Here is a 24,143-nt window from a genome sequence, read left to right as displayed (position 1 = left end):
CCGAGGCGGGACCGTCCGAGACCGGGTCATCACGGCAGGCGACAGCCCGCCCATGGAGAGGCAGAGTCCTGGGCAGGGGGCGACGTGGACGGCGGTGAGGGGCCGGTGGTGGGTGCGCCGCCCGCGACGCGGACGTGGCGGGACGACGCGGTCGAGCACGCGCCGGACGGCCTGGCCGTCATCGACGCCGAGGGCTTCTTCGTCGAGGCCAACGCGTCCGCCGTGGAGCTGTGCGGGCTGCGCGCCGTCCCCGTGGCCGGCACGCGGTCCCCGTTCCCTCCTCCCGAGGAGGCTGACGACCAGGCCGGCGAACTGACCGTGGAGTGGGTGCCGGCGCCCGGCACCCGCCGGGAGTTCTCCTACCTGCTCAACCGGATCCCCGGCCAGCCGCGGTGGGTGGTCTCCTTCCGCGACGTGACGGTGGGCCGGCAGCACCAGCGGCGGCTGGCGGCGATCGCGACGGCGGCGTCGGAGGTGGCGTCGAAGCGGTCTCTCACCGGCACCCTCGAGGCCCTCGCCCAGGAGGTGGCCCGTACCGACTCCCTGGCCGGGGTCCAGATCCTCACGGTCAACTCGACCGGGGACCGGCTGCACGTGATGGGCGCCGCCGGGTTCGGTCGTGCCCTCGACTTCTTCGACAAGCTGATGGAGTGCCGGGCGCTGGGCGCCGAGCTGCTCATGGTCGACGCCCTGGAGACACGTGAGCCGGTGGTGAGGCCGCACCGGTACGACGCGATCATGAAGGACCCGGCGTGGGCGCCGATGCACGACCACCTGCGCCATCCGCGGTGGGACGGGTTCGCCAGCGTGCCGCTCATGGCCCGGGGTGCGCCCGTGGGCATCCTCAACGCCTTCTTCGCCCCCGGTCAGACGGTGGGGGAGACCGAGCTCAGCTTCCTGCTGGCGATGGCCGAGCAGGCGGCGATGGCCGTGGACCACGCGTCGCTGCTCGAGCGCGAGCGCGAGGTGGTCCGGCGCGAAGAGCGACAGAAGCTGGCTCGTGACCTGCACGACTCGGTGGTGCAGCAGGTCTTCTCGATGATGATGCAGGCCCGGTCGCTGGGGGTGCTCGTGGGGCGGGGACTGGCTCCCGCGCCCGAGAAGGTGGCTCAGGTGGCCGACGAGCTCAGCAGCGTCGCCGAGGACGTGCTGGCGGACCTGCGGGGGATGGTGGTCGAGCTGCGTCCCGCCACGACGACGGCTCGGGGGCTCGCGACGGCGCTGCGGTCACTGCTGGACTCGACGGCCGCGCGGACCGGCCTCGAGGTGGCACTGGAGGTCCGGGACCCGAAGCGCGAACTGGCCGGATTGGACGCCGACTGCGTCGAGGACGTCTACCGCATCGTCGCGGAGGCAGTGCACAACAGCGTCAAGCACGCCGCGGCCACCGGCATCCGCGTCTCCCTCGCCATGACGACCCATGGGCGTCGACGCCGGCTCGTCGCCGAGGTGACCGACGACGGACGGGGTCTCGGTGCCGCGGCGGACGCGGACCGTCGCGACGAGGCGACCTCCAGCGGCTTCGGGATGACGGCGATGCGCGAGCGCGCGGCGCGATGGGGTGGCACCGTCCGGGTGCGCGAGGTCTCCGCCGGCGGGACGAGCGTGCGGCTCGTGCTGCCCCTCGTCACGTCACTGCCCGCGACACCGACGACCCACTGGACGGCCACGACATGACCCGGCCCGAAGAGATCCGCGTTCTGGTGGTCGACGACCACGCCGTCCTGCGGCGAGGCGTCGTCGCCTACCTGGAGGCGCTCGAGGACGTCGTCGTCGTCGGGGAGGCCGAGAACGGGCGGCACGCCCTCGACCGGCTCGCGCAGTCCGCTGCTCACGAGGATCTGCCCGACGTCGTCCTCATGGACCTGCAGATGCCGGAGATGGACGGGGTGACGGCGACAGCGGAGATCACCAGCCGGTTCCCCGGGGTCAAGGTGGTGATCCTGACCAGTTTCGGGGAGACCGAGCGTGTGCACGCCGCCCTGGACAACGGCGCCTCCGGATACCTGCTCAAGGACGCCGGCCCGGCGGAAGTGGACGCGGCGCTCCGTGCTGCGGTGCGGGACGAGGTCTTCCTCGATGCCGCGGTGACCCGCCGGCTCACCCGGGAGATGCGCGCGCCGCGTACCGGTCTGAGCGTGCTCACCGCCCGGGAGAAGGAGGTGCTGGTCCTGGTCGCCGAGGGCCGGTCGAACAAGGACATCGCCGCCCACCTGGTCATCAGCGAACGCACGGCGCGCACCCACGTCAGCCACCTGCTCTCGAAGATGGGTCTCACCTCCAGGACGCAGGCCGCGCTGGTCGCCGTCAGGGAGGGGCTCGTGCGACCCGGCTGACGGTGGAGGAGGACCTCGGCTGGATCGCTGTCCTCCGAGTCGCGTGGACCCTGGTCGGCCGCACCGTCCCCAGGCGGGATGACGTCGCCGAGGGCCTCGACGTGCGGCCGGGCGACCTTCGGGGCCGGCGCAGCAGGAACCGCGGTGTCCGAGGGGGCCGTGAGAAGACGTTGTATCAGTGCACCGTGAGCGGTCGGGCGCAGACGGCAGTTGCTCCTGTGACCTGTGCCTGTGAGCAGCGAATTGCCACGCTGGGCACACATGGTGCTCTGTGGCCGGCGGTACCGTCGCGCCGTGGCGGCATGGGTCATCATCGTCGTGGTGCTGTCGGGTGCGCTCGGGCTGCTGGCGCAGCGCCGCCTCGCCAGACGCGTACGAACCGAGAGCCAGGACGCTGCCGAGGGCATCCCGCTGACCGACCTGTTGGCCCCCGTGCGCATACTCGTCGCGCTTGTCTTGGCGTTCGTCCTCGTCCAGACGTTCTCGTCGTACGAGGATGCCAGCGACGCCGCCAACGACGAGGCCAGCGCCGTGTCGACGGAGGCCGTAGCGGCGGCGCTCCTCCCGTCGCCGATCGGTCCCGACCTCGTGGCCGAGCTGCGCTGCTATGCCCGCGCCGTCGCCGGGCCGGGGTGGGCGTCGCTCGAGGCGACTCGCCGCACGTCATCGATCTCCAGTGAGGCCGATGCGCGGGTCGCGGCCGTGGTCGCCCAAGCGCAGCAGGCCGGCATCAGCGAGACCCTGGTGGCCGAGGTCGTGGCCGCCGAGCGCGGCCGCGCCGCAGCGCGGCGGGTCCGTCTCGCCGAGGCCGCGCCATCGGTGCCGGCCATCGTGACGGCACTCCTGATCGGCTGCGTCGCCATCACCGTCGCGTCCACGGCCGCGTTCGCCGGCCGCCGTATCCGCCCGAGCCTGCGTTGGACGCTTCTGGGCGTGACCACGCTCATATTCACGGCGTCGCTGCTCGTGATCCTCGACCTCGACCGCCCCTTCGGCGGCGTGGCCAGGATCGACCCGACGGCCATGCGCGCCGTGGAGGAGCAGATCGGCGCCACGTCCCTCGGCGCCGACCCTCCGTGTGACCGGTCGGGTGCGCCGCTGGCCGGTAGCTGAACTGGGGGCGACCGCCGAACGGCGGCCTGAACGGATCCTGGCCAGTACCCAGAACTCATCTGCCGCCATCCCGACCGGACACCGCCCTGATGGCGTCCACATGGCTCTCCCACGCGCGGTCCTCGACGGGTTGCTGACCAGGGCCGATGGGAGCCGCCAGCAACTCGTCGATGGCTGCCATGAGCCGCCCCGTACCGCCGCGGGGTCACGTTCGCCCACGACGCCACCGGCCGGCACACCGACACCCGGTCCGACGTCCCCTGGCAACGGCGGCACGACGTTCTCGACTCACGCCCATCGATCACACGCCGCCGGCCGCAACACCGCGGACGGCGGACACCAACCCGCCGCCAAGCGGACGCCAAACGAGTCGTCCCAGGCTCACCACCGTCAGGAGCGGGAACGCAGCGATGGGAGCTGGCGATGTGGGATGACGTGCTCGCCGCCCTGGCCGGCAGGCTGAAGCGGCAGGATTCGGAGCAGCGGCTGAAGCGCCGTCTCTACTTCAAGAGCAGCAGCCTGGACCTGTACCTCCAGATGGCGCTGAGCTACGGCGGCTTCGGCGGCTCCTCCGTCGGCGAGGCGCTCCACGCGTCCTCGCAGGTCCGGGAGAGGGACCTCGACACCTGGATCACGGCCTGGCAGACGGTCGGCGAGTCGGCCTCCCGGTACGCCGCCGAGGCGGAGGCGCGGGGTGCTGGTGCCAGCGCGCGCCAGGGCTGGCTGCGCTCGTACACCTACCTGCGCACCGCCATCCACGTGGTCCGCCCGGGGGATCCGCGCTTCCGACCCCTGTGGGATCGGGCCGCGGGCGCGTTCGAGCACGCCGCCCGCCTGTTCGACCCACCGCTGGAGCGGATCACCGTGCCGTTCGACGGCGGCATCCTCCCCGGTTACGTCATGCGGCCACCGGGCTCCCACCGACCGCGCCCCACGATGCTGCTCTTCGGCGGTGGGGAGACCTACGCCGAGGACATGTACTTCTGGGGCGGCGCGACCGGCATGGCCCGCGGCTGGAACGTCGTCGCGGTGGAGGTTCCCGGGCAGGGCTCCACGGCCTTCGACGGTCTGCACTTCCGTGCCGACGTCGAGGGTGCGGTGTCCAGGATCATCGACACCGTCCTGGCGCGGCCGGACGTCGACCCGGAGCGGCTGGCCGCGTACGGCCTGAGCCTCGGCGGCTACATCGTCCTGCGTGCCGCTGAGCACGACGAACGCATCCGGGCGGTCGCGGCCAGCACGCCGATCATGGACTGGCGCCGCCTGCTCGACGAGTCGACCCCGTCCGTGCTGCGCCGCTTCCCCGCGCTGCTGGAGGGCGCGACCACGCGGCTCGGCCGCTTCTTCGACCCCACCCAGCTCGTCGTGTTCGAGAAGTTCTTCCAGTGGCAGGTCGGTGCGAAGAGCCTCGGAGAGGCGCTGCGGTCGTTCGAACCGTGGAAGGTCGACGTCACGCGCATCCGGGTCCCCGTGCTGTCGATGGCCGGCGACGGGGAGGGACCGCCGTTCCGGCGTCAGGCCCGCGAGGTGCACGAGCTGCTGCCCGGTCCCAAGGTCCTGCGGGGGTTTCCGGCCTCCACCGGGGCGGATGCCCACTCCCAGGTCAACAACCTCGCGCTCGCGCAGGAGGTGGTGTTCGACTGGCTCGACGAGGTCCTCCAGCGAGATCGACGGGCGCTCGAGCCCGCGGTGTCGATGGTCGCGAGCTGAGGTGCAGGCGGTCCAGGTCCTCGGTGGCACGCCGCACCGCCGGTTCCGCGCCCTGCCGCCGGGCGATCGTCATCGATGCCCGGAAGGCCGCCTCGGCGTCGGCCGTTCGACCAGGGGTCAGGGCGGCCAGGGCCTGGCCGCGAAGCCGGTACAGCTCGGCCTCGGTGAACCGCTCGTCGGTGCGCTCCACGTACTCCCGCGCTTCGTCGAGGAGGCCGAGAGCCTCCTGGGCCCGGCCCGCCAGCAGTTCCGCCTCGGCGGCCAGGCTCAGCATCGTCGGGAGCATCAGCCGGGCACCGCTCGAGCGGATCGCCTCGAGGCCGTGCCGCAGTGTGGGGATGGCGCCGTCGGGGTCACCCTCGACCGCTTGCACCCACCCGAGCACCGCCCTGGCATATCCCTGCACGGCCCCGATGTGCCAGGTGGTCGCCAGGGAGAGGGCAGCGCGGGCGCGTTCGCCGCTGGTCGTCGGGTCCCGGCCGAGGACGGCGACATGAGAGCTCATACCCAGGGCGCTCGCCTGCGCGAAGAGGGAGTGCCGGGCACTGATGTGCAGTGCCTGGTCCACCGCCTCTGCCGCTGCCTTCTCCTCACCCACCAGCTCCAGGACTGCCGCGTGCAGGATCCGCGCGCTGACCGGCAGCGGCACCGGCCACGGCGGGAGGGCGGGAGCGGTCTCAGCCAGCTCGAGGCTGCGCTCCAGGTGCCGGCGGGCGTCCTGGAACCTCCCCCGGATGTAGAGGGTCCGCCCCAGCGTCATGTGCGCAGCGGCACGCAGTCCCTGGTCGTCCAGCCGAGTGGCGACGGAGAGCAACCGCTCGGCGAGCTCCTCGGCGCGGCGGTGTCTGCCCTCCGCGGTGTACGCCTCGTGAAGACCGCGCAACGCGGTGAACGCTGCGGGATCGTCGCTGACCTCAGCCGCCAGTTCGAGCGCGCGGGTGAACGCGTCGGTGGTCCCGGGCTGCGTGGGGCCGTGCAACTGGGCGAGCACAGCGCCGAGCCGGAGGTGCAGCTGGAGTTCGGAGCGGGACCGGCCGAGTGTCGACGGCAGCGAGACGGTCAGCTGCAGCGCCCGACGGAGCTGCAGCTCGGCCTCCTCGTACGCGAGCGTCGTCACCGCGGCGTCGGCAGCGGCCAGCACGTGCGGCAGAACCGTCGGGGCGCCGAGCACCGACGCGGCCTGCCACATGTGGTGCGCGAGGTCGAGCACTCGTTCAGGGCCAGGGCCGCCGGCGGCCTGCAGCACCTTCCCGATGCGGGCGTGCAACCGAGCGCGGCGCGCGCGGCTGATGTCGTCGTAGATGGCTTCCCGGACCAGCGCGTGCCCGAACCGGTAGCGGCCGACCGTCTCGCCGTCCTCCACCACGAGCCCGCTCAGCAGTGCTGCCTCCACCGCCTCGAGGGCCTCGTCGTCGCCGAGCGAAGTCACCGTCTGCACCGTCTCCAGGTCGAACTGTGGGCCGGCAACCGCGCCGACGAGGAGGACCGAGACGGTCTGCTCGGGCAGCGTGGCCAGCCGGCGCCGCAGTACGTCCCGCACGCCCACGGGGATCTGCCGCGCGAGCACCGCCTCGGCGTTCTCACCACGCAGCCGGCCTTCCCCGGCCAGGAGCCGGAGCAGCTCCACGACGAGGAACGGGTTGCCGCCCGTGCGGTCGTGGAGCAGGCCGGCCAGCCGCCGGTCCGGTTCCACGCCCGTCTCCGCGGTCATGAGCCGGGCGACGTCGTCTGCTCCCAGGCCACCGAGAGCCATCCGTTCGACGGCCGGCCGGCGCGCCAGCGCGGCGAGGGCGTCGGTGAGCGCGTCGTTCTGTGCCCCGACGTCGCGATACGTGGCAAGGACGAGCACCCGTGTACTCGGCACTTCCCCGGCCAGATAGGTGAGCAGCTGCAGCGACGGCGGATCGGCCCAGTGCAGGTCTTCCAGGATCACCACGACGAGCCGCTCGGCCGCCCCCTGCCGCAGGGCCTCGCAGACGGCCTCGTAGAGCCGGAACCGGGCGGCGTCGAGGTTCGGCGCCACCGCACCGGGGCCGGGCTGCGGGTCCGCCAGTTCGGGCAGGAGCGGGGCGAGCGCCGCTGCCACGGGCTCTGGCACCCTGTCAGGGCCGCCGGGTGGGAGACCGGCCAACAGGGCGCGGACGACCTGGACCCATGGCCACATCACAGGTGCGCCGGAACCCTCCCAGCACCGTCCCCACCCGACCTGGCCACCCACGTCGCCGGCCCGCGCCGCGACCTCTTCGGTCAGCCGGGTCTTGCCGATGCCCGGCTCGCCGGTGACGAGAACGACCCGGCCGTGCCCGGCCGCCGCCTCCGCCAGCAGCGCACCGGCCGTGGCGAGCTGCTCGTCCCGCCCGACCAGCCCCCCGCCTGCCGACCGCGGCTGCGATCTCGCCCCCGTCCTGCTCTCGACAGCGACCCTGGGCGGCGACCAGTCCAGCTCCTCGGATTGCTGCAGAACCAGTTCGTGGAGCCGCCGCAGCCAGGGACCGGGCGAGATGCCGAGCTCTTCGCGGAGGGTGGAACAGGCGGCCTGGTAGGCGCGCAGGGCGTCGCCCTGCCGCCCGGCGCGGTAGAGGCCGAGCAGGAGGAGGCCGTGCAGCCGCTCCTGGAACGGATGGGTCGCCACGAGGTGCTCGAGCTCGGGGATGACGGCGGTGTGGTGCCCCAGCGCGAGGTCTGCAGTGATGCGGTCCTGCATCGCGGTCAGCCGCAGCTGCTCGAGCCGGGCCCGCGCGGGCTGCACGAACGGCTCGTCGGGGAAGTCGGCCAGCACCGGCCCGCGCCACAGCGACAGTCCCTGCCGGAGCACGGTGCCGGCCTCCTCCGGCCGCTGCGCTTCCAACAGCCGATGTCCGTCGGCGGCCGACGCCTCGAACACGTGGACGTCGAGGTCCCCGTCGGCGACCGCCAGACGGTAGCCGGGCGGCTGGCTGAGCAGCGTCCTCGGCGGGGAACCCGGGCCGCGGCCGGGTTCCAGCACCCGCCGCAGGTTGGAGACGTAGGCCTGGAGGGAGCCGACGGCCTGGGCGGGCGGCTGCCCGTTCCAGAGTTGCTCGACCAGTCGGTCGAGGGAGACGACCCGACCCGCCTCCAGCAGGAGGACGGCCAGCAGGGCGCGCTGCTTCGGCCGGCCCAGGCGCACCGGCTGCCCGTCGTCGACCACTTCCAGTGGACCGAGAATCCGGAACTGCACGCTCTGCCGCCTGCCAACCCGAGCCCCGCTGGCCGGCCGCGACGGCCGGGAAGCGGAAGGCGATCTCCCAGGGACGCTCCGAGTCCGCAGCGTTCCGCCGGCGGGCGGACGGGTCAAGGCGTCGGGCGACGGCCGGGAGGCCGTCTGCGCGTGGCGTCAGGGGGCGAGGAGGAACCGGGTGACGTCGTCCGCGAAGCGACGATGGGTGATGGTGCCGCCGTGGCCGGTTCGGGGATAGCAGACCAGCCGTCCGTCGCGCACGCCGTCGGCGGTCCGCCGGAAGATCTCCGGGGTGTAGACACGGTCCCGCTCACCGGCGATCACCAGGGTGGGCGGGGTGACGTCACCGAGCCGGTCCTCCAGGTCGAAGGCATCCTCGGCCCGCGCGAACGCGACCATGTCGGAGGGGTCGGCGGGGCGGCTCAGCGGGTCCAGCAGCCACATCACCGGTGCGAGCAGGCGCGCCCCGAGGGGCGACGCGACCTTCACCGGGGCGAGGAAGTGGGCGCCGCGGCGGCCGGCGGCCACCGCCTCCACGTAGCGGAGCTGCGCGGCCCTCGCCGCCGGGCCGAGGCGGTAGCCGGCACCGGCCAGGACCAGTCGCCGAACGGCGCCGGGGTGGTCGGCGGCCAGTTGCAACGCCACCGACCCTCCCGAGGAGATGCCCAGGACGTCGACCGGGCCCCCGAACTCCGTCCGCAACGCGTCGGCGTGCTGCTCGGCGATGTCGGGCATGGTGGTGCCCGGGCGCACACCGGGTGCGCGGCCCACCGCGTAGACACGGAAGTGCCGCGCCAGCGGCACCAGCAGCCGAGTCTCGACCAGCCGCTGCAGACCGGTCGGGTTTGGCGTGCACGGTGCTGAAGCCGCGCAGCACGACCAGCGGCCGACCGGAGCCCAGGGTGAAGTAGGGCAGGTCGTGCGCCAGGGTCCCCTCGCGGACGTCGAGCCGGCTCGGCATGGTGCTCCTCTCCCGTGCGGACACCCGCGCGCGGAGACCGTGCTCCGACCGCCGCGCGAACGCGAGGCGGATCATCCCGGTGATCCGCGAGAGAGGGGGCCGGTCCGATGACGGAGGCACGACGCAGCAGGCTCACCGCTTGGGTCCGCAGCGGCTCGGCACACCTCTTCCGGCCGAACCGCCGGCCCGAGCGGGACCGGGACGGGGAGAAGTCCCTCTGGTCCCGTCGCAAGACGAAGGTCTACTTCGACAACCAGGACCTCGACGTCTATCTCTCGTTCATCCTGGGCCGGGCCGCGGCGCGCGGGGCCTCGCTGGGCGAGTCCGTCGTCGCCGCCTCGGGGGTCAGCACCCGGGATCCCGCCTCCTGGGCGCGGGCCTGGACCGTCGTCGCGACCGCCGCCCGGCGGCACGCCGACGGTCTCGCGGACGTCGACCCCGTCGGAGCCCGGGACGCCTATCTGCGAGCCACCAGCTACCACCGGGCCGCCATGTTCGGGCAGGGGGTCGAGGATGCGCGGCGAAGCCACGCCGCGGCGGTGGAGACCTTCAGGCGTTTCGTGACCCTGACCGACGTCCCGATCGAGGCGGTGACGGTGTCCTGGGACGGATGGACATCACCCGGCTACTTCATCCGGGCCGGTGACACCGGGAAGCCCGCACCGACCGTCCTGCTCTTCCTCGGTGGCGAGACCATGGCCGAGGACGCGTGGGTGTGGATCGGCGAGGCCGGTGCCCGCCGGGGGTGGAACACCTTCGTCGCCGAGCCACCGAGCTTCTTCGGGTTCCGTGCCGCCAATCCCGCCTATCCCGCCGTCACCTGGTCGACGATCGAGCCGTTCCTGAAGCCGTACGTGGACGCCGTCCTCGCGCAACCCACCGTGGATGCCTCCCGCCTGGTGGCGGCCGGGTTCAGCGGCGGGGGATTCCTGGCCCTCCGCGCCGCGGGCACCGATCAACGGATCCGGGCGCTGGTCGCGGATGCCCCCATCCTCGACTTCAATCGGCTGGCCACAGCCGAGTTCCCCCGCGCGCTGCGCTCCGCCCCCACGGCAGTGATGAACTCGCTCATCGCGGCGGCCGGCCGACGGGACCCCTTCCTGGCCCGCACCCTGGAGAAGTTCCTGTGGCAGTTCGCCGTGCAGGAGGTCCGCGAGTTCTTCGACGCCTTCGCCGGCACCTCGAACGAGGAGCTGATCCCGCGTCTGTCGATCCCCGTCCTCGCACTGAGCGGCGAGGGCGAGTCCGAGGAACAGCGCCGCCAGGCGGAACAGGTGTTCGCGGGTCTGTCCGGCCCGAAGCACCTGCGGATCTTCACCGCCGCCGAAGGAGCCGAAGCGCACACCCAGGTCAACCATCCCGCACTGATGCAGGAGACCGTCTTCGCTTGGCTGGCCGACGTGTGGGGCCGACCCTGCCGAGAGGGCTGAGCACGCACTCTCTTGCCGTCGGCGCCGGACTGGTGTCATGTGTCGCGCAGGCCTGCCATGGGCGGGACCGGTGGCCGCGGGACGGATCCTCCGGGGGGTGGGGCGTTGGCACAGCGGATTCGTGCCCCGATCACGACCCCCGATCGCCGGGTGCGTGTGTTCGTGTCCTCCACGCTGGAGGAGCTGGCCCCCGAGCGGCGGACGGCGCGCGCGGCGGTCGAGGGCGTCAGGCTCACGCCGGTGATGTTCGAGTTGGGTGCCCGGCCGCACCCACCTCGGGAGCTCTACCGGGCGTACCTGGCGCAGAGCGACGTGTTCGTCGGCATCTACTGGCAGCGGTACGGCTGGGTGGCGCCAGGCGAGGCGGTGTCGGGGCTGGAAGACGAGTACGCCCTGTCCGGCGACCGGCCGAAGCTCATCTACGTGAAGGCCCCGGCCCCGGACCGCGAGCCCCGGCTCGGAGAGCTCCTGCAGCGGATACAGGCCGACGACCGCGCCTCCTACAAGACCTTCAGCGACGGCGCGGAACTGGCCGAACTGCTCGCGGACGACCTGGCGGTGTTGCTGACCGAGCGCTTCACCGCCCGGGAGCAGGTCTCCTCGCCGGGGCTTCGGCCGGCCGCGCTGCCGGTGCCGCTCACCCGCATGATCGGTCGGGACACCGACCGGGACGGAGTGGTCGCCCGCTTCCGCGACGGCGCTCGACTGGTCACGCTCACCGGCCCCGGCGGGATCGGCAAGACGCGACTCGCCCTGGACGTCGCCGCCGCGCTGCAGCACGACCTCTTCGACGGCGTGTGGTTCGTGGATCTCGCGGCGGAGAGCGACCCCTCCCGCATGCTGGGGGCCATCGCCTCGGCACTCGGGGTCCGCGCCTCGGGACGTCGCGCGCTCCGCGACGTGCTCGCCGACCAGCTGACCGGCCGGCGCGCGCTGCTCCTGCTGGACAACCTCGAGCACCTGCCGTCCGCGGCAACCGACGTCGGCCGGCTGCTCGCCGCCGTTCCCGACGTGGGCGTGCTGGCGACCAGCCGCACCGTCCTCCGACTGCGGGGTGAGCACGAGTGGCCGCTGGCCCCGCTCGCCGTGCCGACGGCGGAGGACTCCCTGCGTGCGCCGGACGTGGCGGCCTCGCCCGCCGTGCAGTTGTTCGTCGCCCGCGCCGTGGAGGTCAACCCCAGCTTCGTGCTCACCGCGGAGAACGCCGGCGACGTCGGTGAGATCTGCCGTCGGCTGGACGGCATCCCGCTCGCCATCGAACTGGCCGCCGCTCGGGTTCGGATGCTCCCGCCGTCGGCGCTGAGGGACCGGCTGGGGCAGCGGCTGGACCTCGACAGCGGACTGGTGGACCTGCCGGAGCGGCAGCGCACGCTTCGATCGACGCTGGACTGGAGCTACCGGTTGCTCGACCCGCCGGAACGGCTGCTGCTCACCCGTCTGTCGGTCTTCCCGGGGGGCTGGACGCTGCGGGCCGCCGAGGCGATGGCGGGCACGGACGGGAGCTCCGGGCCGGCCGACGTCGTCACGCTGGTGTCCTCGCTCGTGGACAAGAGCCTGGTGACCGCGGACGACGGCGCATCGGCGGCGCCCCGGTTCCGGATGCTCGGCGTGATCAGGCAGTACGCCGAGGAGCGGCTGGACGAGCGCAGTGAGCGCAAGGCGGCGCTGGACCGCATGGCCCAGGTCGTGATGTCGTTCGTCCAGGAGGTCGGTGCGGGGCTGCGGACCGGCTTCCATCGGTGGGCGCCGCTGGTCGACGACGAACTGGACAACGTCCGGCTCGCGTGGCGCCATGCGGTCGAGGTCGACGACGCCGAGACCGCCTATGCCATCGCCACGCCACTCGCGTACTACTTCTGGGCCAGGAGCCTCATCCCAGAGGTGCTCGAGCTCGCGGACGCGGTGGCGGCGCTGCCGTCGGCATCCCGGTTGGATCCAGCGGCCCGCGGACGCCTGTTGTGGGGACGCGCCACCAGCTTCTTCTCGATGGGGCGCCCCGAGGGTGCCGCGGCCATGCTGGCCGAGGCCCTGCGCATGGCCGAGGACGCGGGTGACGAGGAACTGGCCATCCGCGCCCGGGTCAGCCTCAGCTATCTCGCGACGGAGGTGCAGATCCCGCAGTTGCGGACCGCCCTGGAGGACGGCGTCGCCTGGTTCCGGCGGCGCGGCGAGCTCATGGGCGCCGCCTACACCCTCTCGGCGCTCGGTCAGCTCCTCATGCGAACCGGGGAGGTGGCCGGCGTCGCGGCGGTGTTCCAGGAGTGCCTGGGGCTCGGCGAGCAGATCGACAACGAGCACCTGCAGACGCTGGCCCTGCACCAGCTCGGGTTCGACGCCTTGCTGCACGGACAACCGGACCGGGCGCGGACCATGTTCGACCGGAGCCTGGCGGCGAACGAGGGTCTGCTGGACCAGGAGGGGGTGTCCTACTGCCTGGACGGCTTCGCCCTCATCGCCCGGATGGAAGGCCGGATGGCAACGGCCGCGCGGCTGCACGCGGCGGCCGAACGCATTCGCGGCAGTCTCGGGCTCAGCGCCTGGCCGGCCCTGCGGCGGTTCCACGACGACGGCGTGGCGGCAGTGCGGTCGGCCCTCGGTGTGGACCAGTTCGAGCGGGAGTGGAGGGCCGGACTGCAGTTGCGTCCGGTCGACGCGCTGGCGCACGCGCGGCAGGACCGCCCGGACGTCTCCGCGGCAGAGGACGGGCCTGCGACGGCGGTCCACGGCGGTCCTCCCCGGTCGCGTGAGGCAGACGTCGAGCCGCCCCGACCGGCCTGACGGAGGGCGCGAACCCGCTGGACGGGCCCGCACCCGGGTTCCAGCAGCCGGCGCAGGTGCGAGACGTGGGCCTCTACCGATGCCAATGCCTGCGAAGGTGCCTGCTCCTCCCACAGCTCGTCGACCAGTCGGTCGAGGGAGACGGCCCTGCCGGCATCAGGCAGCGACTGCTTCGGCCGGGTCGTCAAGCGGATGTCCGAGATCCGCCAAGGAGGCGGATCGAGGCTCACCCCGGCATCGATCCGACCGACACCCCGAGGAGACCGTCGTGCACATCGACACCGCCCAGTTCCTCGCCGAGCTCGGAGACTGGGCCTGGAACCGCCACGGCAACGTGCTGAGCTGGTACGTCCGGCCGCTCTTCCTCATCCCGTTGGCGTGGTTCGCCCACCGGCGCAGTGGCTGGGGGATCACCGGCACCCTGGTCGCTCTGGCGACCAGCATGTTCTGGTTTCCCGCTCCTGCGGAGCCCGATCCGCGGGTCCAGGCGTTCCTCGAGTTCGAGAAGGCCTGGCTGACCGGCGACTGGAACTCACAGAAGATCCTGATGTCCCTGCTCGCTCCCTTGTCACTCGCCGCCTACTGCCTCGCGTTCTGGCGGCGGTCCTCGATGTGGGGCCTGGTGATCCTCAACCTCATGGTCGGCGGCAAACTGCTCTGGGGCGTCGTCGCGGGGGACGGCACCGGCTGGGCGATGACCGCGCCGGCACTGGCAGGCCTGCTGCTCTGCGACGCCGTCCTCGTCCGGGTGCTGCAGCGACTGCGGGCGCACCGCGAGGATCAGGTGCGCGAGCCGGCCGAGGCATCCCCGAGCTCTTCGGCGGACTCGTCCGGGTCTGCGGCTCTGCTCACCTCGACCAGCCGTACGTCGACGTGAGCCGGTGACGCCGGCGTCGGCTCCACGTCAGGATCGACACCGCGACCGGAACGGGGCCTGACGCCCGCACACGGTCCTGTACCTGCCGGGCGGGCTGGGGCGGGCAGGCCGAGTCGGCATTCACCGAGCTCCGCGAGCTGGAACGGGAGTTCCGGGTCGTCTCGCGGGCCGGGCGCTCGCGCCGCCGGCTCGCCGTCGTCGCCAGGCTCCCTGAGCCGCTGGTGTGTTGGTTCCTGCGCGCGGCGACTGCCCGGCAGCTCGGCGAACTGGACCACGCCACGGCACGGTTGTGGCGCTCCTACGTGCGGGAATCCGCGGCTCGAGACGAGCGCTACCTCCGCGCGGCGCTGCCGTTCCTCCGTTCGGCAGCGGCCGCTCCGGCACCCCCGGGACGGACATCGACTGCTCCGGGTCCCCAGCCGCCGGAGGGCTGAGGGGGGCACGGTGATCGCCCGGACCGGTCCGGGGTCAGAGGGCCCGTCGGCACGGGGTCGATCGAAGCCCTCCGCCGCCGTCGGTTGACCGCCCTCCTCGGTGTGGTTCTCCACGGTCGGCTCACAGCCACAACGGCCCCCAGCGCCGCGCCTCGGCCCGGACCTGGGAGTAGGGGACGTGGGAGCTCTTCGCCTGGCCGATGACGTTGTGGCCCAGGCGCATCGTCAGATTCGCGCGCAGGGTGTGCAGCCGGTTCTCGAAGAGCATCTTCTCGCTGATCCAGGAGACCGCGTCCAGCTCGGGTTTCCACGCGTCGTGGTAGCTCGATGCCGCGCGTGCGAGAGCGGGCACGCCGGGGCCGGACTCACCGATGCAGCGGCCCAACTCGGTGGCCGCTTCCATGGCGGCGTTGACACCCTGGCCGACGGGCGGAAACGGCCCGGCGGCGTCGCCCAGCAGCACCGCCCGTCCTCCGTCGAGCCTGGAGCAGGTCAGCTTCTGGCCGATGTGATAGCAGGTCCGTCCGGCGAAGGCGGCGACGGAGGCCTCGCTGGCCAGGTCCAGCACACGTGGGCAGTTGTGCCGCAGGTAGCGGCGGGCTTCGGTGGCCGATGAGAACGAGAGCTGGCGTCGGGTCCCTATCGCGCAGAACCAGCGTGGTCCGTCGGACTCCTCGTCCCCCGGGATGGCACCGGCGATGCAGAACGGTCTGGTGGCCAGGGCTTGGAGGTAGGTCTCGTCGAGCTGGTCGCTGAGCCGGTCCAGGGCGATCATCGTCAGGTAGTTCGGTAGCGACTTCCTGGTCACGGTGAAGCCCGCGACCTGCTGCTGCATCGCCTGCCGGACCACCGAGCCGGCTCCGTCCGCTCCGACGACGAGGTCGAAGCGCCGCGTCGTGGGTTCACTGCCCGGCGGTGTGAACGACACGGCTCCGGTGGCGACGTCGACATCGCTCACGCGGCAGCCGAACTCGATGTGGACGGCGTCCGTGTGGCGGTCGGTGATCACCGCCATGAGTGCCCGCAGGATGTCGCCGCGCGATCCGGTCCACCCGGGTTCCGGCCAGTCCTCCACGATCCGGTCCTCGTACTGGATGCCCCGGAAGGGCAGCAGCCGGTCGTCGAAGTACCCGGTGGCGTCGACGTCGCGCAGGGCCCGCAGGCCGTGGCCGGTGATGTCGATGGTGTACGAGCGGTCCGGGTTGAACCGTGGGGCCAGGTCCGGGTGTGCGTCCCGTTCCAGGACCGTGGTCGGGATGCCCCGTCGGGCCAGCGCGATGGCCGCTACGAGTCCGGCGGGTCCACCGCCGACGATGGCGATCCCTCCGGTGGCGTCCTGCTGTCCGGACAGGCCGTCCTGGGGGTGGTTCGACATGGCCGGCTCCCTTCTTCCCTCGACGGACAGGTGCGCACGGTCAGGCTCCGTGTTCGCCGGCGGCGTCGCATCGATGACCTCCCCAGTCCTCCGGGAGCTAGCCTTGCCCGGTGCTGCACGGCCGTTGGCCGGAGCGCACCCGCATCGACGGCGTGCTCGCGGGTGCGCGGGCATCGCGCAGCCAGTCGCTGGTCCTCCGTGGGGAGCCGGGGGTCGGGAAGTCGACGCTGCTGGCTTGGGCGGCCCAGCGAGCCGGGCCCGCGCGGTGCCTCCAGGCCAGCGGTGTCCAGTCCGAGATGGAGCTGCCCTACGCGGTGCTGCACCAGCTGCTGCACCCGGTGCTCGATCGGCTCGCCGCCGTACCGCCGGTACAGGCCGAAGCGCTGCGCGGAGCGCTCGGTGTAGGACCGGGGCAGGGGAGGGACCGATTCCTCGTCGCGGTCGGTGTGTTGTCCCTGCTGGCCGACGTGGCCACCGACTCCGGTCTCGTCTGTCTCGTCGACGACGCGCAGTGGGCCGACTCGGCGTCGGTGGAGGCGCTGCTCTTCACCGCACGACGGCTCGAGGCGGAGGGGATCGGGCTGATCTTGGCCGCGCGCGACGGGGACGGGGAGGCCTTCGTCGCGACGGATGTCCCCGAGTTGGTGCTCGGCGGTCTCGACCCGCAGGCCGCGGCCACCCTCGTCGATGAGAGCAGGCCGACGGTGGCCGAGCCGGTCCGCCGCCGGCTCATCGAGAACACGGCCGGCAACCCCCTCGCTCTCCTCGAGGTGCCGGGCATGTTGACCGGCGCCCAGCTCGCCGGGCAGGAGCCGCTACCCGACCCGCTGCCGGTGGGAGCGTCGATCGAGCGGGTGTTCGCCGGCCGGGCGGCGGAACTCCCCGAGCCCAGCCGCCGGTTGCTGGTCCTCGCCGCCGCGGATGACACCGGGCGGCTCGACGTCGTCGGTCGGGCGGCGGCCGGACTGGGCCTGGATCTGGGTGCGCTCGGGCCCGCGGAGGCGGCTGGTCTGGTCCGGGTGTCCGGCGCTCGCCTGGAGTTCCGTCATCCACTGGTGCGATCCGCGGTGTACCAGCAGGCCCAGTTCGCCGTCCGGCAAGCGGCCCACCTCGGCCTGGCGGCGGTGCTCGACGACGTCGCGGACCTCGACCGCCGGGCCTGGCACCTCGCCGCCGGAACGGTCGGGCCCGACTCCCGCATCGCCGAGCTGCTGGAGGAGTCAGCGCAGCGGGCGCGGACGCGCTCCGGTCCCGCGGCGGCCGCGGCCGCGCTCCAGCGGGCCGCCGCGCTCACCGCGGTGCCCGCATTGCGCGGCCGGCGGCTGGTGGCCGCGGCCGAGGCGAGCTGGACCGCAGGCCGCCCCGCCTCCGCGGGCGAGCTGCTGGCGGAGGCGGAACCGCTGCTGGAGGAGCCGGCGCAGCGTGCGGCGCTGCGCGGGCTGCGGGGGCTGATCGAGCTGAGCGGCGGCTCGCCGGACACCGCCTACCCGCTGCTCGTCGCGGCCGCGCTGGAGACCGAGGACCGGACCGTGGCCCTGGCCCATCTCGCGCTCGCGGGTGAGGCGGCCTCCCTCGCAGGCGGGGCCCGGGCGGTCGAACTCGGTCGCGTCGTCCGGCAGGTCGTGTCGGGGGACCCGGGCGCCGACGGGACTGTCGTCGATCTGCTGGTCGGGGTGGCCGAGGTGGCCGCGGGTGACTGGGGGGAGGGCGCGGCCCGGCTGCGGCGGGTCGTGACGGCCGCCCGGGGGTCCGAGGAGCCCATGACGTTGCTGCGCGCCGGACAGGCGTGCCTCCTCCTCGGTGACGAGGTCGCCGCGCGCCGGCTGTACCTGCGGGCGGAACGGGTGCTGCGGCGGGCAGGCGCACTGGGGCTCCTGGCCACGACGCTCAACCGACTCGCTTTCTCCTACGCCCAGTCGGGGCTGCTCGACGACGCCGAGTCGACCTGCCGGGAAGGCATCCGCTTCGCCCGCGAGCTGGGCCAGCAGACGGCCACCGCGGCCGTCGTCCTCGCACTGGTTGCCGCATGGCGCGGCGAGGAGGAGACCTGCCGTCAGCACGCCGAAGACGCGGCCGTCGAGGCGGACGCGCGCCGGCTGGGTGCCGTCGCGGCAGGGGCGGCGTGGGCGCTGGGCCTGCTGGAGCTCGGGCTCGGCCGGCCGGACGAGGCGTTCGTCCGGCTCGATCCGGTCGCCGCCGGACGCGGCCTCGGGCATCCGGGCGTGGCGTTGTGGGCGACTCCTGATCTGGTGGAGGCCGCGGCGCGCGCCGGTCGGCCCGAGAGCGGGCGCGCTGCGCTGGAGCGGTTCGGGGCCTGGGTGCGGCGCGCGGGGACGCCGTGGGGGATCGCGCTCGCCCAGCGCGGCGCCGCGCAGCTCGCGGGCGGCGACCCGGCCGCCTACGAGGCGGCGCTGGAGCAGCACAGCGCGGCTGCGCGGCCGTTGGACGAGGCCCGCACGCGGCTCTCCTACGGTGAGGCGTTGCGGCGCCGACGCCGGCGGGTGGACGCGCGGGCTGCGCTACGAGCCGCCGCCGAGGCGTTCGATCGCGCCGGGGCCGCGCCGTGGGCGGAGCGGGCGCGCGCCGAGCTGCGGGCCACGGGGGAGACGCTCGGCCGACGCGAGACCGCCGAGTGGAGGCGGCTCACCCCGCAGGAGCGCCAGATCAGCCGGCTGGCCGCGAGCGGTGCGTCCAACCCGGAGATCGCCATGCAGTTGTTCCTGTCCCGGAAGACCGTGGAGTACCACCTGCACAAGGTCTTCACCAAGCTCGGTGTCGCCGGACGGTTGGATCTCGCGCACCTCCCGATGGACTAGGGACCTCCCGGATTCGCGCAAGCAGCCCTCTGTCCAGGCTCGGCGGTGCAGTCCTTCCGGCTACCCGACGAGGTGAGCGCCATGACGACCATCGACCGGCCCTCGACCCGCCGCCGCAGGTTCGTGGGCCTCGTGATCCTCGCCGTCGTCGTGCTGTGGCTGGTCGGCCAGTTCATCCCGACGACGACCCAGTCGCGCTCGTTCAGCATGGGTGCGGGGACATCTCTGCTGCACGTCGAGGTCGGCACCGGTTCGGTCGTCCTGACCCGGGCCGAGGACGAGGTGCTCCGGGTGCACCGGACCGTCCGCCACGGTTGGCGGGCGCCGGAGATCGACGAGCACACCTCCGGCTCGCGTGCGGTCATCGAAGCGGGATGCCCGGGGTTCCTCGGTGGCCGGTGCGAGCTCGACTACGAGATCGCGGTTCCGGACGGACATGTGGTCGAGCTCTCGACCAGCTCGGGGGATCTCGAGGTCCGGGGGCTGCGGACGCAGTTGCTGCGGACCAGTGTGTCCAGCGGTCGGACCACCCTCGTCGACGTCACCGGGCCCATCGAGTTCCGGTCCAGCTCCGGTTCGGTCAGCGCCACGGAACTGAGCAGCCGCAGCGTCGTGGCGGAGGTCTCGTCGGGCAGCACCAACCTGGAGTTCGCCGTCGCGCCGACCGATGTCATGGTGGAGGCCAGCAGCGGGGACGTCACCCTGCAACTCCCCGAGGACGGCAACCCCTACCAGGTGCGCGCGCAGAGCAGCTCCGGCCAGGTGCAGGTGGACCTGCCCGTCGACCCCGGGTCTCCGCGCTCGATCACCGTGACCGTGAGCAGCGGTGACGTCGACGTGCTGCCCGTTGACGATTGAGCGGCTGCGGATCTCCACCCGAGACGCGAGCGACCACGGAGGGCTGTCGGAGATGGCGACGCAGACGTCGTTCGCGCCGACCTCCGCCCCGGCGCAGCGGTGGACGAGCCGGCTGCGACCAGGTCCCGGACACTGCGGCGGAACTCCGCCGGATGTCCACGCCGCCCATGCGGCCTCCCGGGACTCGGCAGGCCTCAGGCCTGACCGGGGTCACCTCACGGCCCCGTGGTCGCGTCCGGGTGCTCATCGGGCGAACGCCGTCACGAGCGCGGTCATCAGTGTGTGGTGGTCGTAGGCGCGCGTGGTGTTGGCCATGACGACGATGCCCAGCCCCAGGTCGGGATAGAGACGCATCGCGTTCCAGAAGCCGCCGCCGGTGCCCCAGTGCTCGACGAACCCCGGCCGGGCATCCCGGTCGGCGGGGCGGCGGAACCACCCCACGCCCAGATCGAACGGCTTGCCGGGGGTGGCGATGGTGCGCATGGCGCGCGCAGTTGCCGGAGCGAGGAGCCGGGTGCCGTCGATGGTGCCGTCGGCGAGGTGCAGGCGGAGCAGCCGGGCGGCGTCCGGGGCGCTGCCGACGAGGCCGCCGTAGCCGGCACCTGCCACCCGGAACGGGCGCAACGCAACGTGCTGCCCGTGCCGTTCGCCCACGATCCAGGACGGCAGGGCCGCGCGCAGCAGCGGGGTGGCTGCGCGCGGGAGGTGCACGTAGCCGGTGGCCTGGTGGGTGTCGGTGCGTTGGACGAAGTCGGTGGCGGTCATGCCGGCAGGGGCCAGCAGCGCCCGCCGCACGTGGTCCTCGAACGGTCCACCGTCGACGCGGGCGATGGCCGCGGCGAGGACCAGGTAGCCGAGGTTGGAGTAGCGAGCCGGCCCGCCGGCGGGCCGCTTCGGCCGGCCGTGTCGGGCCAGTACCCGTCGGGCGTAGCGCTCCACGTCTGTGTCGGGGGCGTCGGCGGGCAGGACCCAGCGCACCGGCAGTGGGTTGGCCGCCCCGGCGGTGTGGTTGAGCAACTGCCGCACCCGTGGCTGCTCGCGCGTGGGCGCCGTGTAGTCCGGCACCAACTCGCACACCGGGGCGTCGAGGTCCAGTCGGCCCTCGTCGGCCAGCCGCATCGCCGCGGTCGCGGTGCCGATCTTGGACATCGAGAACCACAGGTAGCTGGTGTCGGGCGTGGCCGGACGCCGGGTGGCCAGGTCGGCGTGGCCGAAGCCCTCGGCGAACAGCAGTCGGTCGGCGTCGGTGACGGCGACGGTCAGGCCTGGTACGTGGTGGCGGTCCATCAGGTCGGTGATGGTGGCGCGGGCGGTGTCGAGCACGGCGGGGTCAGTGGGCCGGGTGGACGGGGGCGGGGACATCGCGGGTGCCTTCTCTCCGTTGGGATCGGACGAAGTCGATGTAGGCGCGGACGTGCGCCTCTTCATCGGCGGCCAGCGGGGGGCCGTCGTAGGTCAGCCGACCGGTCGTCTTCGGCTCGGCGGTGGGGACGGTGTAGGGGCGCGGGTCCAGGCCGCCGACCTCGCGCAGGGCCGCGTCCAGGCGTTGCAATGCGACGCGTTGCCGCGGCTCGTCGGGGCCGAGGGCGGCGGCCAGGGTGCGGGTGGCGGCGAAGAAGGTCGTCGCCGTCTCCACGTGTGCTTCCTCGCCTGCGGGGGTCAGGGCGATGAGTCGGGATCGTCCGTCGGCGGGATTGGGCCGCTGCTCCACGTGCCCGCGCTGCTGCAGCCGGCGAATCAGCGTCGAGACCGTCGTCGGCCGCATGGCCGTCCAACGGACCACTTGGGTAGCGGTGACCGGACCGAAACGGCGCAGCAGCGAGTAGAAGCCGAAGTCCTCCCCGGAGAGGCCCCCGCTGTCAGCGAGCACGTCATCGAGGGCGCCGGAGATGAGGTGGTTGACCAGCCAGAGGTCGAACAGCACGGACATCTGCGGGGTGCTGCTCTGCGACGCCATCTAGCGATATTACGGTCACGTACCAAACCGATGCAAGGTCGCAGTATCGGCCTCTTCGCGGTGGCCCCGCGGCCGTCACTCCCGCCCCGGCGGCGGGTGACCCGGAAGGGCGGCAGCGGGTGGTCCGTGCGGCCGTTGACGGCGTGCAGCGAGAGCCGGGAGTTCGATGTCGGCGGCCGCGTGATGACCGTCGAGCCGGTGGGCCCGCGCTGGCGTCCGGCCTGATCGCGCGTAGCGCTCCGGCGGAGCAGGCCGTCAGCGGGGCCCAAGCTGGCGCGGGCGGCCGCTGGCAGGTCGATGTATGCGGGCCACGACGGTCACGGACTCCACGACGTCGGCGGCGGGGCCGAGCGCCGCGCGGACGGCTACGACGACACCGGCCGCCACCCGCTCACGTCGAGCAGTCGGGCTGCGGCCCGGCCACCCGGTGGGGATGCGGCTAGGCCGTGTTGATCAAGTCTGATTTGATCGAGATCAGGGTGGCGGCGAGGCTGACGGCGGCGCAGTAGCTGCGGAAGAGCCTGTCGGAGCGCATCGCGATTCCGCGCCACACCTAGGCCTCCTCGGCGCCCCAGCGTCCGAGCGCGACGATCGCCTCGCGCAAGGCAAGCCCGCGATCGGTCAGCGCGTAGGCCCGGGTGTTGTGCCGGAGCGGCAGACGGGTCAGTACGCCGGCCGCTTCGAGCTCGCGCAGGCGGGTCGCGAGCATGTTCGTCGGCACTCCGAGGTCGCGCTGCAGATCGCCGTAGCGCTGCGGCCCGTCGAGCAGCCGCTCCACGACGAGCAGGGCCCACCGTGCTCCGACGATGTCGAGGGCCGCGGCGAGGTCGCTCACGCGGTCGGATCGGCGTCCGGCTTCATCCAGAACGGCGAGTAGTGGTAGCCGTCGGGGTCGTCGAACTGGCGCTGGTACATGAAGGGGTAGTCGTCGGTGTCACCGATCCGCCCGCCGGCGGCGCCGGCGCGCTCGGCGAGCTCGTCGACCGCCTCGCGGCTGCCGAGGTCGAACGAGACCGTGACCTTCGAGGGCGTGTGGGGTCCGCCGACCAGCTCGTCGACGCCGCCGACGCTCGCGTACATCTCGCGGCTGCCGAGCATGACGTACTGCTCGGGCGCGATCGCGAAGCACGACACGTTGTGATCGGACATCTCGGCGTTGAGCGTCCAGCCGAGGGCGGTGTAGAAGGCGGTCGCGCGCTCGACGCTCTCGACCGGGCAGGTGATGAAGAGGCTCATGCGGTCCACACTTGCAAAATGCAAGTGTGACGTCAAGTCCCGGCCGCGCACTCAAAGTTGGACCGTGTTCATCGAGAGCTTTCGTTTCCGGCCAGGTGAGTCTTGAACGGTGACGCGGCAGGAGATCTCTGACGATGTGTGGTCCGTGATGGAACCGCTGATGCCAACGGTGATCGGGCGTTCGCGGCCGTGGACGGATCACCGGCTCGCTGTCGAAGGCATGGCGTGGAGGTTCCGCACTGGGGCGCCGTGGCGGGACGCGCCGGACCGGTTCGGGAAGTGGAACTCGATCCACAAGCGGTTCAACCGTTGGGCCGAGGACGGCACCTGGGGGAAGCTGTTGGCCGAGGTGCAGACGCAGGCAGACGCCGCCGGGAAGATCGACTGAGTCGTGTCCATCGACTCCACGATCGCGCGTGTGCATCAGCACGGCGCGACCCTCTCGCGGGACACAGGGGGCTCTGCCGAATCACGAGAATCCATGGCTCGAGCCGCCTGATCATGGGATCGGCCGCTCCCGCGGCGGGCTGACGACCAAGCTGCACCTGGTCTGCGACGGGCGCGGCAGACCGTTGGGGATGATGATCACCGGCGGGAACATCGACGACACCACGATGATGACCGCCGTGCTCGAGGACATCCGCGTGCCCCGCGCCGGGAAGGGTCGGCCGCGCACCCGCCCCGACCGAGTCCTGGCCGACAAGGGGTACCCGTCCAGAGCGAACCGAGCCTGGCTTCGCGAACGAGGCATCGCGGCGACGATCCCTGAGCGGAACGACCAGATCGCGCACCGCCGAAAAAAGCCGGGCAGGCCGATCGACTTCGGCGACCAGCAGCAGGAACGCTACAAGGGCCGCAATGTCGTCGAGCGCTGCTTCAACCGGCTCAAGCAGTGGCGCGGAATCGCGATGCGCTCCGACAAGCTCCTCCGCAGCTACCGCGCCGCCGTCAGCCTTGCCGCCACCCTGATCTGGATCAAATCAAACTCGATCTACACGGCCTAGCTTTCGCCCTTGACGTCAAGGGCGCCTGCGGACGTGCCTCAGTGGACCGGGCACTGTGG

At 72.7% G+C, this 24,143-nt stretch carries 16 protein-coding genes and 2 pseudogenes; 10 read left to right on the top strand and 8 right to left on the bottom strand.

From position 1 onward, the window contains the following. The first annotated feature begins 84 nt into the window (after nucleotides 1–84). From MY526_RS20880 to MY526_RS20865, 4 genes are all read left to right on the top strand, one after another. Nucleotides 85–1,677, top strand: coding sequence for a GAF domain-containing protein (locus MY526_RS20880; protein ID WP_436694477.1), 1,593 nt, complete (start codon nucleotides 85–87; stop codon nucleotides 1,675–1,677). Continuing rightward, a complete protein-coding gene (locus MY526_RS20875) occupies nucleotides 1,674–2,336 on the top strand; it encodes a response regulator (protein WP_436704981.1) in 663 nt (220 codons plus the stop codon). The genes MY526_RS20880 and MY526_RS20875 overlap by 4 nt, the downstream gene beginning before the upstream one ends. A 294-nt stretch (nucleotides 2,337–2,630) precedes the next feature. Continuing rightward, nucleotides 2,631–3,449, top strand: coding sequence for a hypothetical protein (locus MY526_RS20870; protein ID WP_436704980.1), 819 nt, complete (start codon nucleotides 2,631–2,633; stop codon nucleotides 3,447–3,449). A 423-nt stretch (nucleotides 3,450–3,872) separates the two neighbouring features. Then, nucleotides 3,873–5,159, top strand: a complete 1,287-nt coding sequence (locus MY526_RS20865; protein WP_436704979.1) for an alpha/beta hydrolase family protein — start codon at nucleotides 3,873–3,875, stop codon at nucleotides 5,157–5,159. Here the strand turns inward: MY526_RS20865 and MY526_RS20860 are convergent. Next, nucleotides 5,053–8,358 carry a BTAD domain-containing putative transcriptional regulator gene (locus MY526_RS20860; protein WP_436704978.1) on the bottom strand — a complete coding sequence of 1,102 codons (3,306 nt, stop codon included), beginning with the start codon at nucleotides 8,356–8,358 and terminating at the stop codon, nucleotides 5,053–5,055. The genes MY526_RS20865 and MY526_RS20860 overlap by 107 nt on opposite strands. Before the next feature lie 156 nt (nucleotides 8,359–8,514). Continuing rightward, complete coding sequence (locus tag MY526_RS20855) at nucleotides 8,515–9,162, bottom strand: alpha/beta fold hydrolase (RefSeq protein ID WP_436704977.1); 648 nt, start codon at nucleotides 9,160–9,162, stop codon at nucleotides 8,515–8,517. 264 nt (nucleotides 9,163–9,426) lie between these two features. Between MY526_RS20855 and MY526_RS20850 the strand changes: the two genes are divergently transcribed. Further along, nucleotides 9,427–10,749: an alpha/beta hydrolase gene (locus MY526_RS20850; RefSeq protein ID WP_436694483.1), complete on the top strand. Its 1,323-nt coding sequence runs from the start codon at nucleotides 9,427–9,429 to the stop codon at nucleotides 10,747–10,749. 162 nt (nucleotides 10,750–10,911) lie between these two features. Continuing rightward, entirely contained in the window at nucleotides 10,912–13,527 is a 2,616-nt protein-coding gene (locus MY526_RS20845; RefSeq protein ID WP_436694484.1) for an ATP-binding protein, read from the top strand. 56 nt (nucleotides 13,528–13,583) lie between these two features. Here the strand turns inward: MY526_RS20845 and MY526_RS20840 are convergent. Further along, a pseudogene (locus MY526_RS20840) lies at nucleotides 13,584–13,757 on the bottom strand (hypothetical protein); the annotation flags it as partial. Between the two features lie 38 nt (nucleotides 13,758–13,795). Between MY526_RS20840 and MY526_RS20835 the strand changes: the two are divergent. After that, on the top strand, nucleotides 13,796–14,404 hold the full coding sequence (locus MY526_RS20835) for a hypothetical protein (protein WP_436704976.1): 609 nt from the start codon (nucleotides 13,796–13,798) through the stop codon (nucleotides 14,402–14,404). A gap of 555 nt (nucleotides 14,405–14,959) precedes the next feature. Here MY526_RS20835 and MY526_RS20830 read toward each other — a convergent pair. Next, nucleotides 14,960–16,213 (bottom strand): FAD-dependent oxidoreductase, encoded by a 1,254-nt coding sequence (locus MY526_RS20830; protein WP_436704975.1) that lies wholly within the window; start codon nucleotides 16,211–16,213, stop codon nucleotides 14,960–14,962. 110 nt (nucleotides 16,214–16,323) lie between these two features. On the opposite strand from MY526_RS20830, the gene MY526_RS20825 reads away from it, so the two are divergent. Next, nucleotides 16,324–19,029: an ATP-binding protein gene (locus tag MY526_RS20825; RefSeq protein ID WP_436694487.1), complete on the top strand. Its 2,706-nt coding sequence runs from the start codon at nucleotides 16,324–16,326 to the stop codon at nucleotides 19,027–19,029. Between the two features lie 81 nt (nucleotides 19,030–19,110). Next, nucleotides 19,111–19,887, top strand: coding sequence for a DUF4097 family beta strand repeat-containing protein (locus MY526_RS20820; RefSeq protein WP_436704974.1), 777 nt, complete (start codon nucleotides 19,111–19,113; stop codon nucleotides 19,885–19,887). A 243-nt stretch (nucleotides 19,888–20,130) separates the two neighbouring features. On the opposite strand, the gene MY526_RS20815 is transcribed toward MY526_RS20820, so the two are convergent. The 4 genes from MY526_RS20815 to MY526_RS20800 all read right to left on the bottom strand — a co-directional run bounded on the left by MY526_RS20815 (nucleotide 20,131) and on the right by MY526_RS20800 (nucleotide 23,080). After that, the gene (locus tag MY526_RS20815) at nucleotides 20,131–21,249 is read right to left on the bottom strand and encodes a serine hydrolase domain-containing protein (protein WP_436694489.1); all 1,119 of its coding nucleotides are present in this window, start codon (nucleotides 21,247–21,249) and stop codon (nucleotides 20,131–20,133) included. Continuing rightward, nucleotides 21,218–21,844, bottom strand: coding sequence for a MarR family winged helix-turn-helix transcriptional regulator (locus MY526_RS20810; protein WP_436694490.1), 627 nt, complete (start codon nucleotides 21,842–21,844; stop codon nucleotides 21,218–21,220). Before MY526_RS20810 ends, MY526_RS20815 begins: the two co-directional genes overlap by 32 nt. Before the next feature lie 553 nt (nucleotides 21,845–22,397). Beyond that, entirely contained in the window at nucleotides 22,398–22,679 is a 282-nt protein-coding gene (locus tag MY526_RS20805; protein WP_135130485.1) for a winged helix-turn-helix transcriptional regulator, read from the bottom strand. Further along, nucleotides 22,676–23,080: a VOC family protein gene (locus MY526_RS20800; RefSeq protein WP_436704973.1), complete on the bottom strand. Its 405-nt coding sequence runs from the start codon at nucleotides 23,078–23,080 to the stop codon at nucleotides 22,676–22,678. The genes MY526_RS20805 and MY526_RS20800 overlap by 4 nt, the downstream gene beginning before the upstream one ends. A 148-nt stretch (nucleotides 23,081–23,228) precedes the next feature. Between MY526_RS20800 and MY526_RS20795 the strand changes: the two are divergent. After that, a pseudogene (locus MY526_RS20795) lies at nucleotides 23,229–24,084 on the top strand (IS5 family transposase). The last annotated feature ends 59 nt before the right edge of the window (nucleotides 24,085–24,143 follow it).

The sequence above is a fragment of the Geodermatophilus sp. CPCC 205761 genome, from assembly GCF_051383655.1.
Lineage (GTDB): Bacteria > Actinomycetota > Actinomycetes > Mycobacteriales > Geodermatophilaceae > Geodermatophilus.
Note: the sequence above shows the minus strand (reverse complement) of the source record. Positions and strands in the feature narration are given on the sequence as shown.

Excerpts from the sequence above, each read along its gene's own strand:
- MY526_RS20875 (WP_436704981.1), top strand. The coding sequence starts at position 1,674 with ATGACCCGGCCCGAAGAGATCCGCGTTCTGGTGGTCGACGACCACGCC.
- MY526_RS20865 (WP_436704979.1), top strand. The coding sequence starts at position 3,873 with ATGTGGGATGACGTGCTCGCCGCCCTGGCCGGCAGGCTGAAGCGGCAG.
- MY526_RS20850 (WP_436694483.1), top strand. The coding sequence starts at position 9,427 with ATGACGGAGGCACGACGCAGCAGGCTCACCGCTTGGGTCCGCAGCGGC.
- MY526_RS20830 (WP_436704975.1), bottom strand. The coding sequence starts at position 16,213 with ATGTCGAACCACCCCCAGGACGGCCTGTCCGGACAGCAGGACGCCACC.
- MY526_RS20820 (WP_436704974.1), top strand. The coding sequence starts at position 19,111 with ATGACGACCATCGACCGGCCCTCGACCCGCCGCCGCAGGTTCGTGGGC.
- MY526_RS20815 (WP_436694489.1), bottom strand. The coding sequence starts at position 21,249 with ATGTCCCCGCCCCCGTCCACCCGGCCCACTGACCCCGCCGTGCTCGAC.
- MY526_RS20810 (WP_436694490.1), bottom strand. The coding sequence starts at position 21,844 with ATGGCGTCGCAGAGCAGCACCCCGCAGATGTCCGTGCTGTTCGACCTC.
- MY526_RS20800 (WP_436704973.1), bottom strand. The coding sequence starts at position 23,080 with ATGAGCCTCTTCATCACCTGCCCGGTCGAGAGCGTCGAGCGCGCGACC.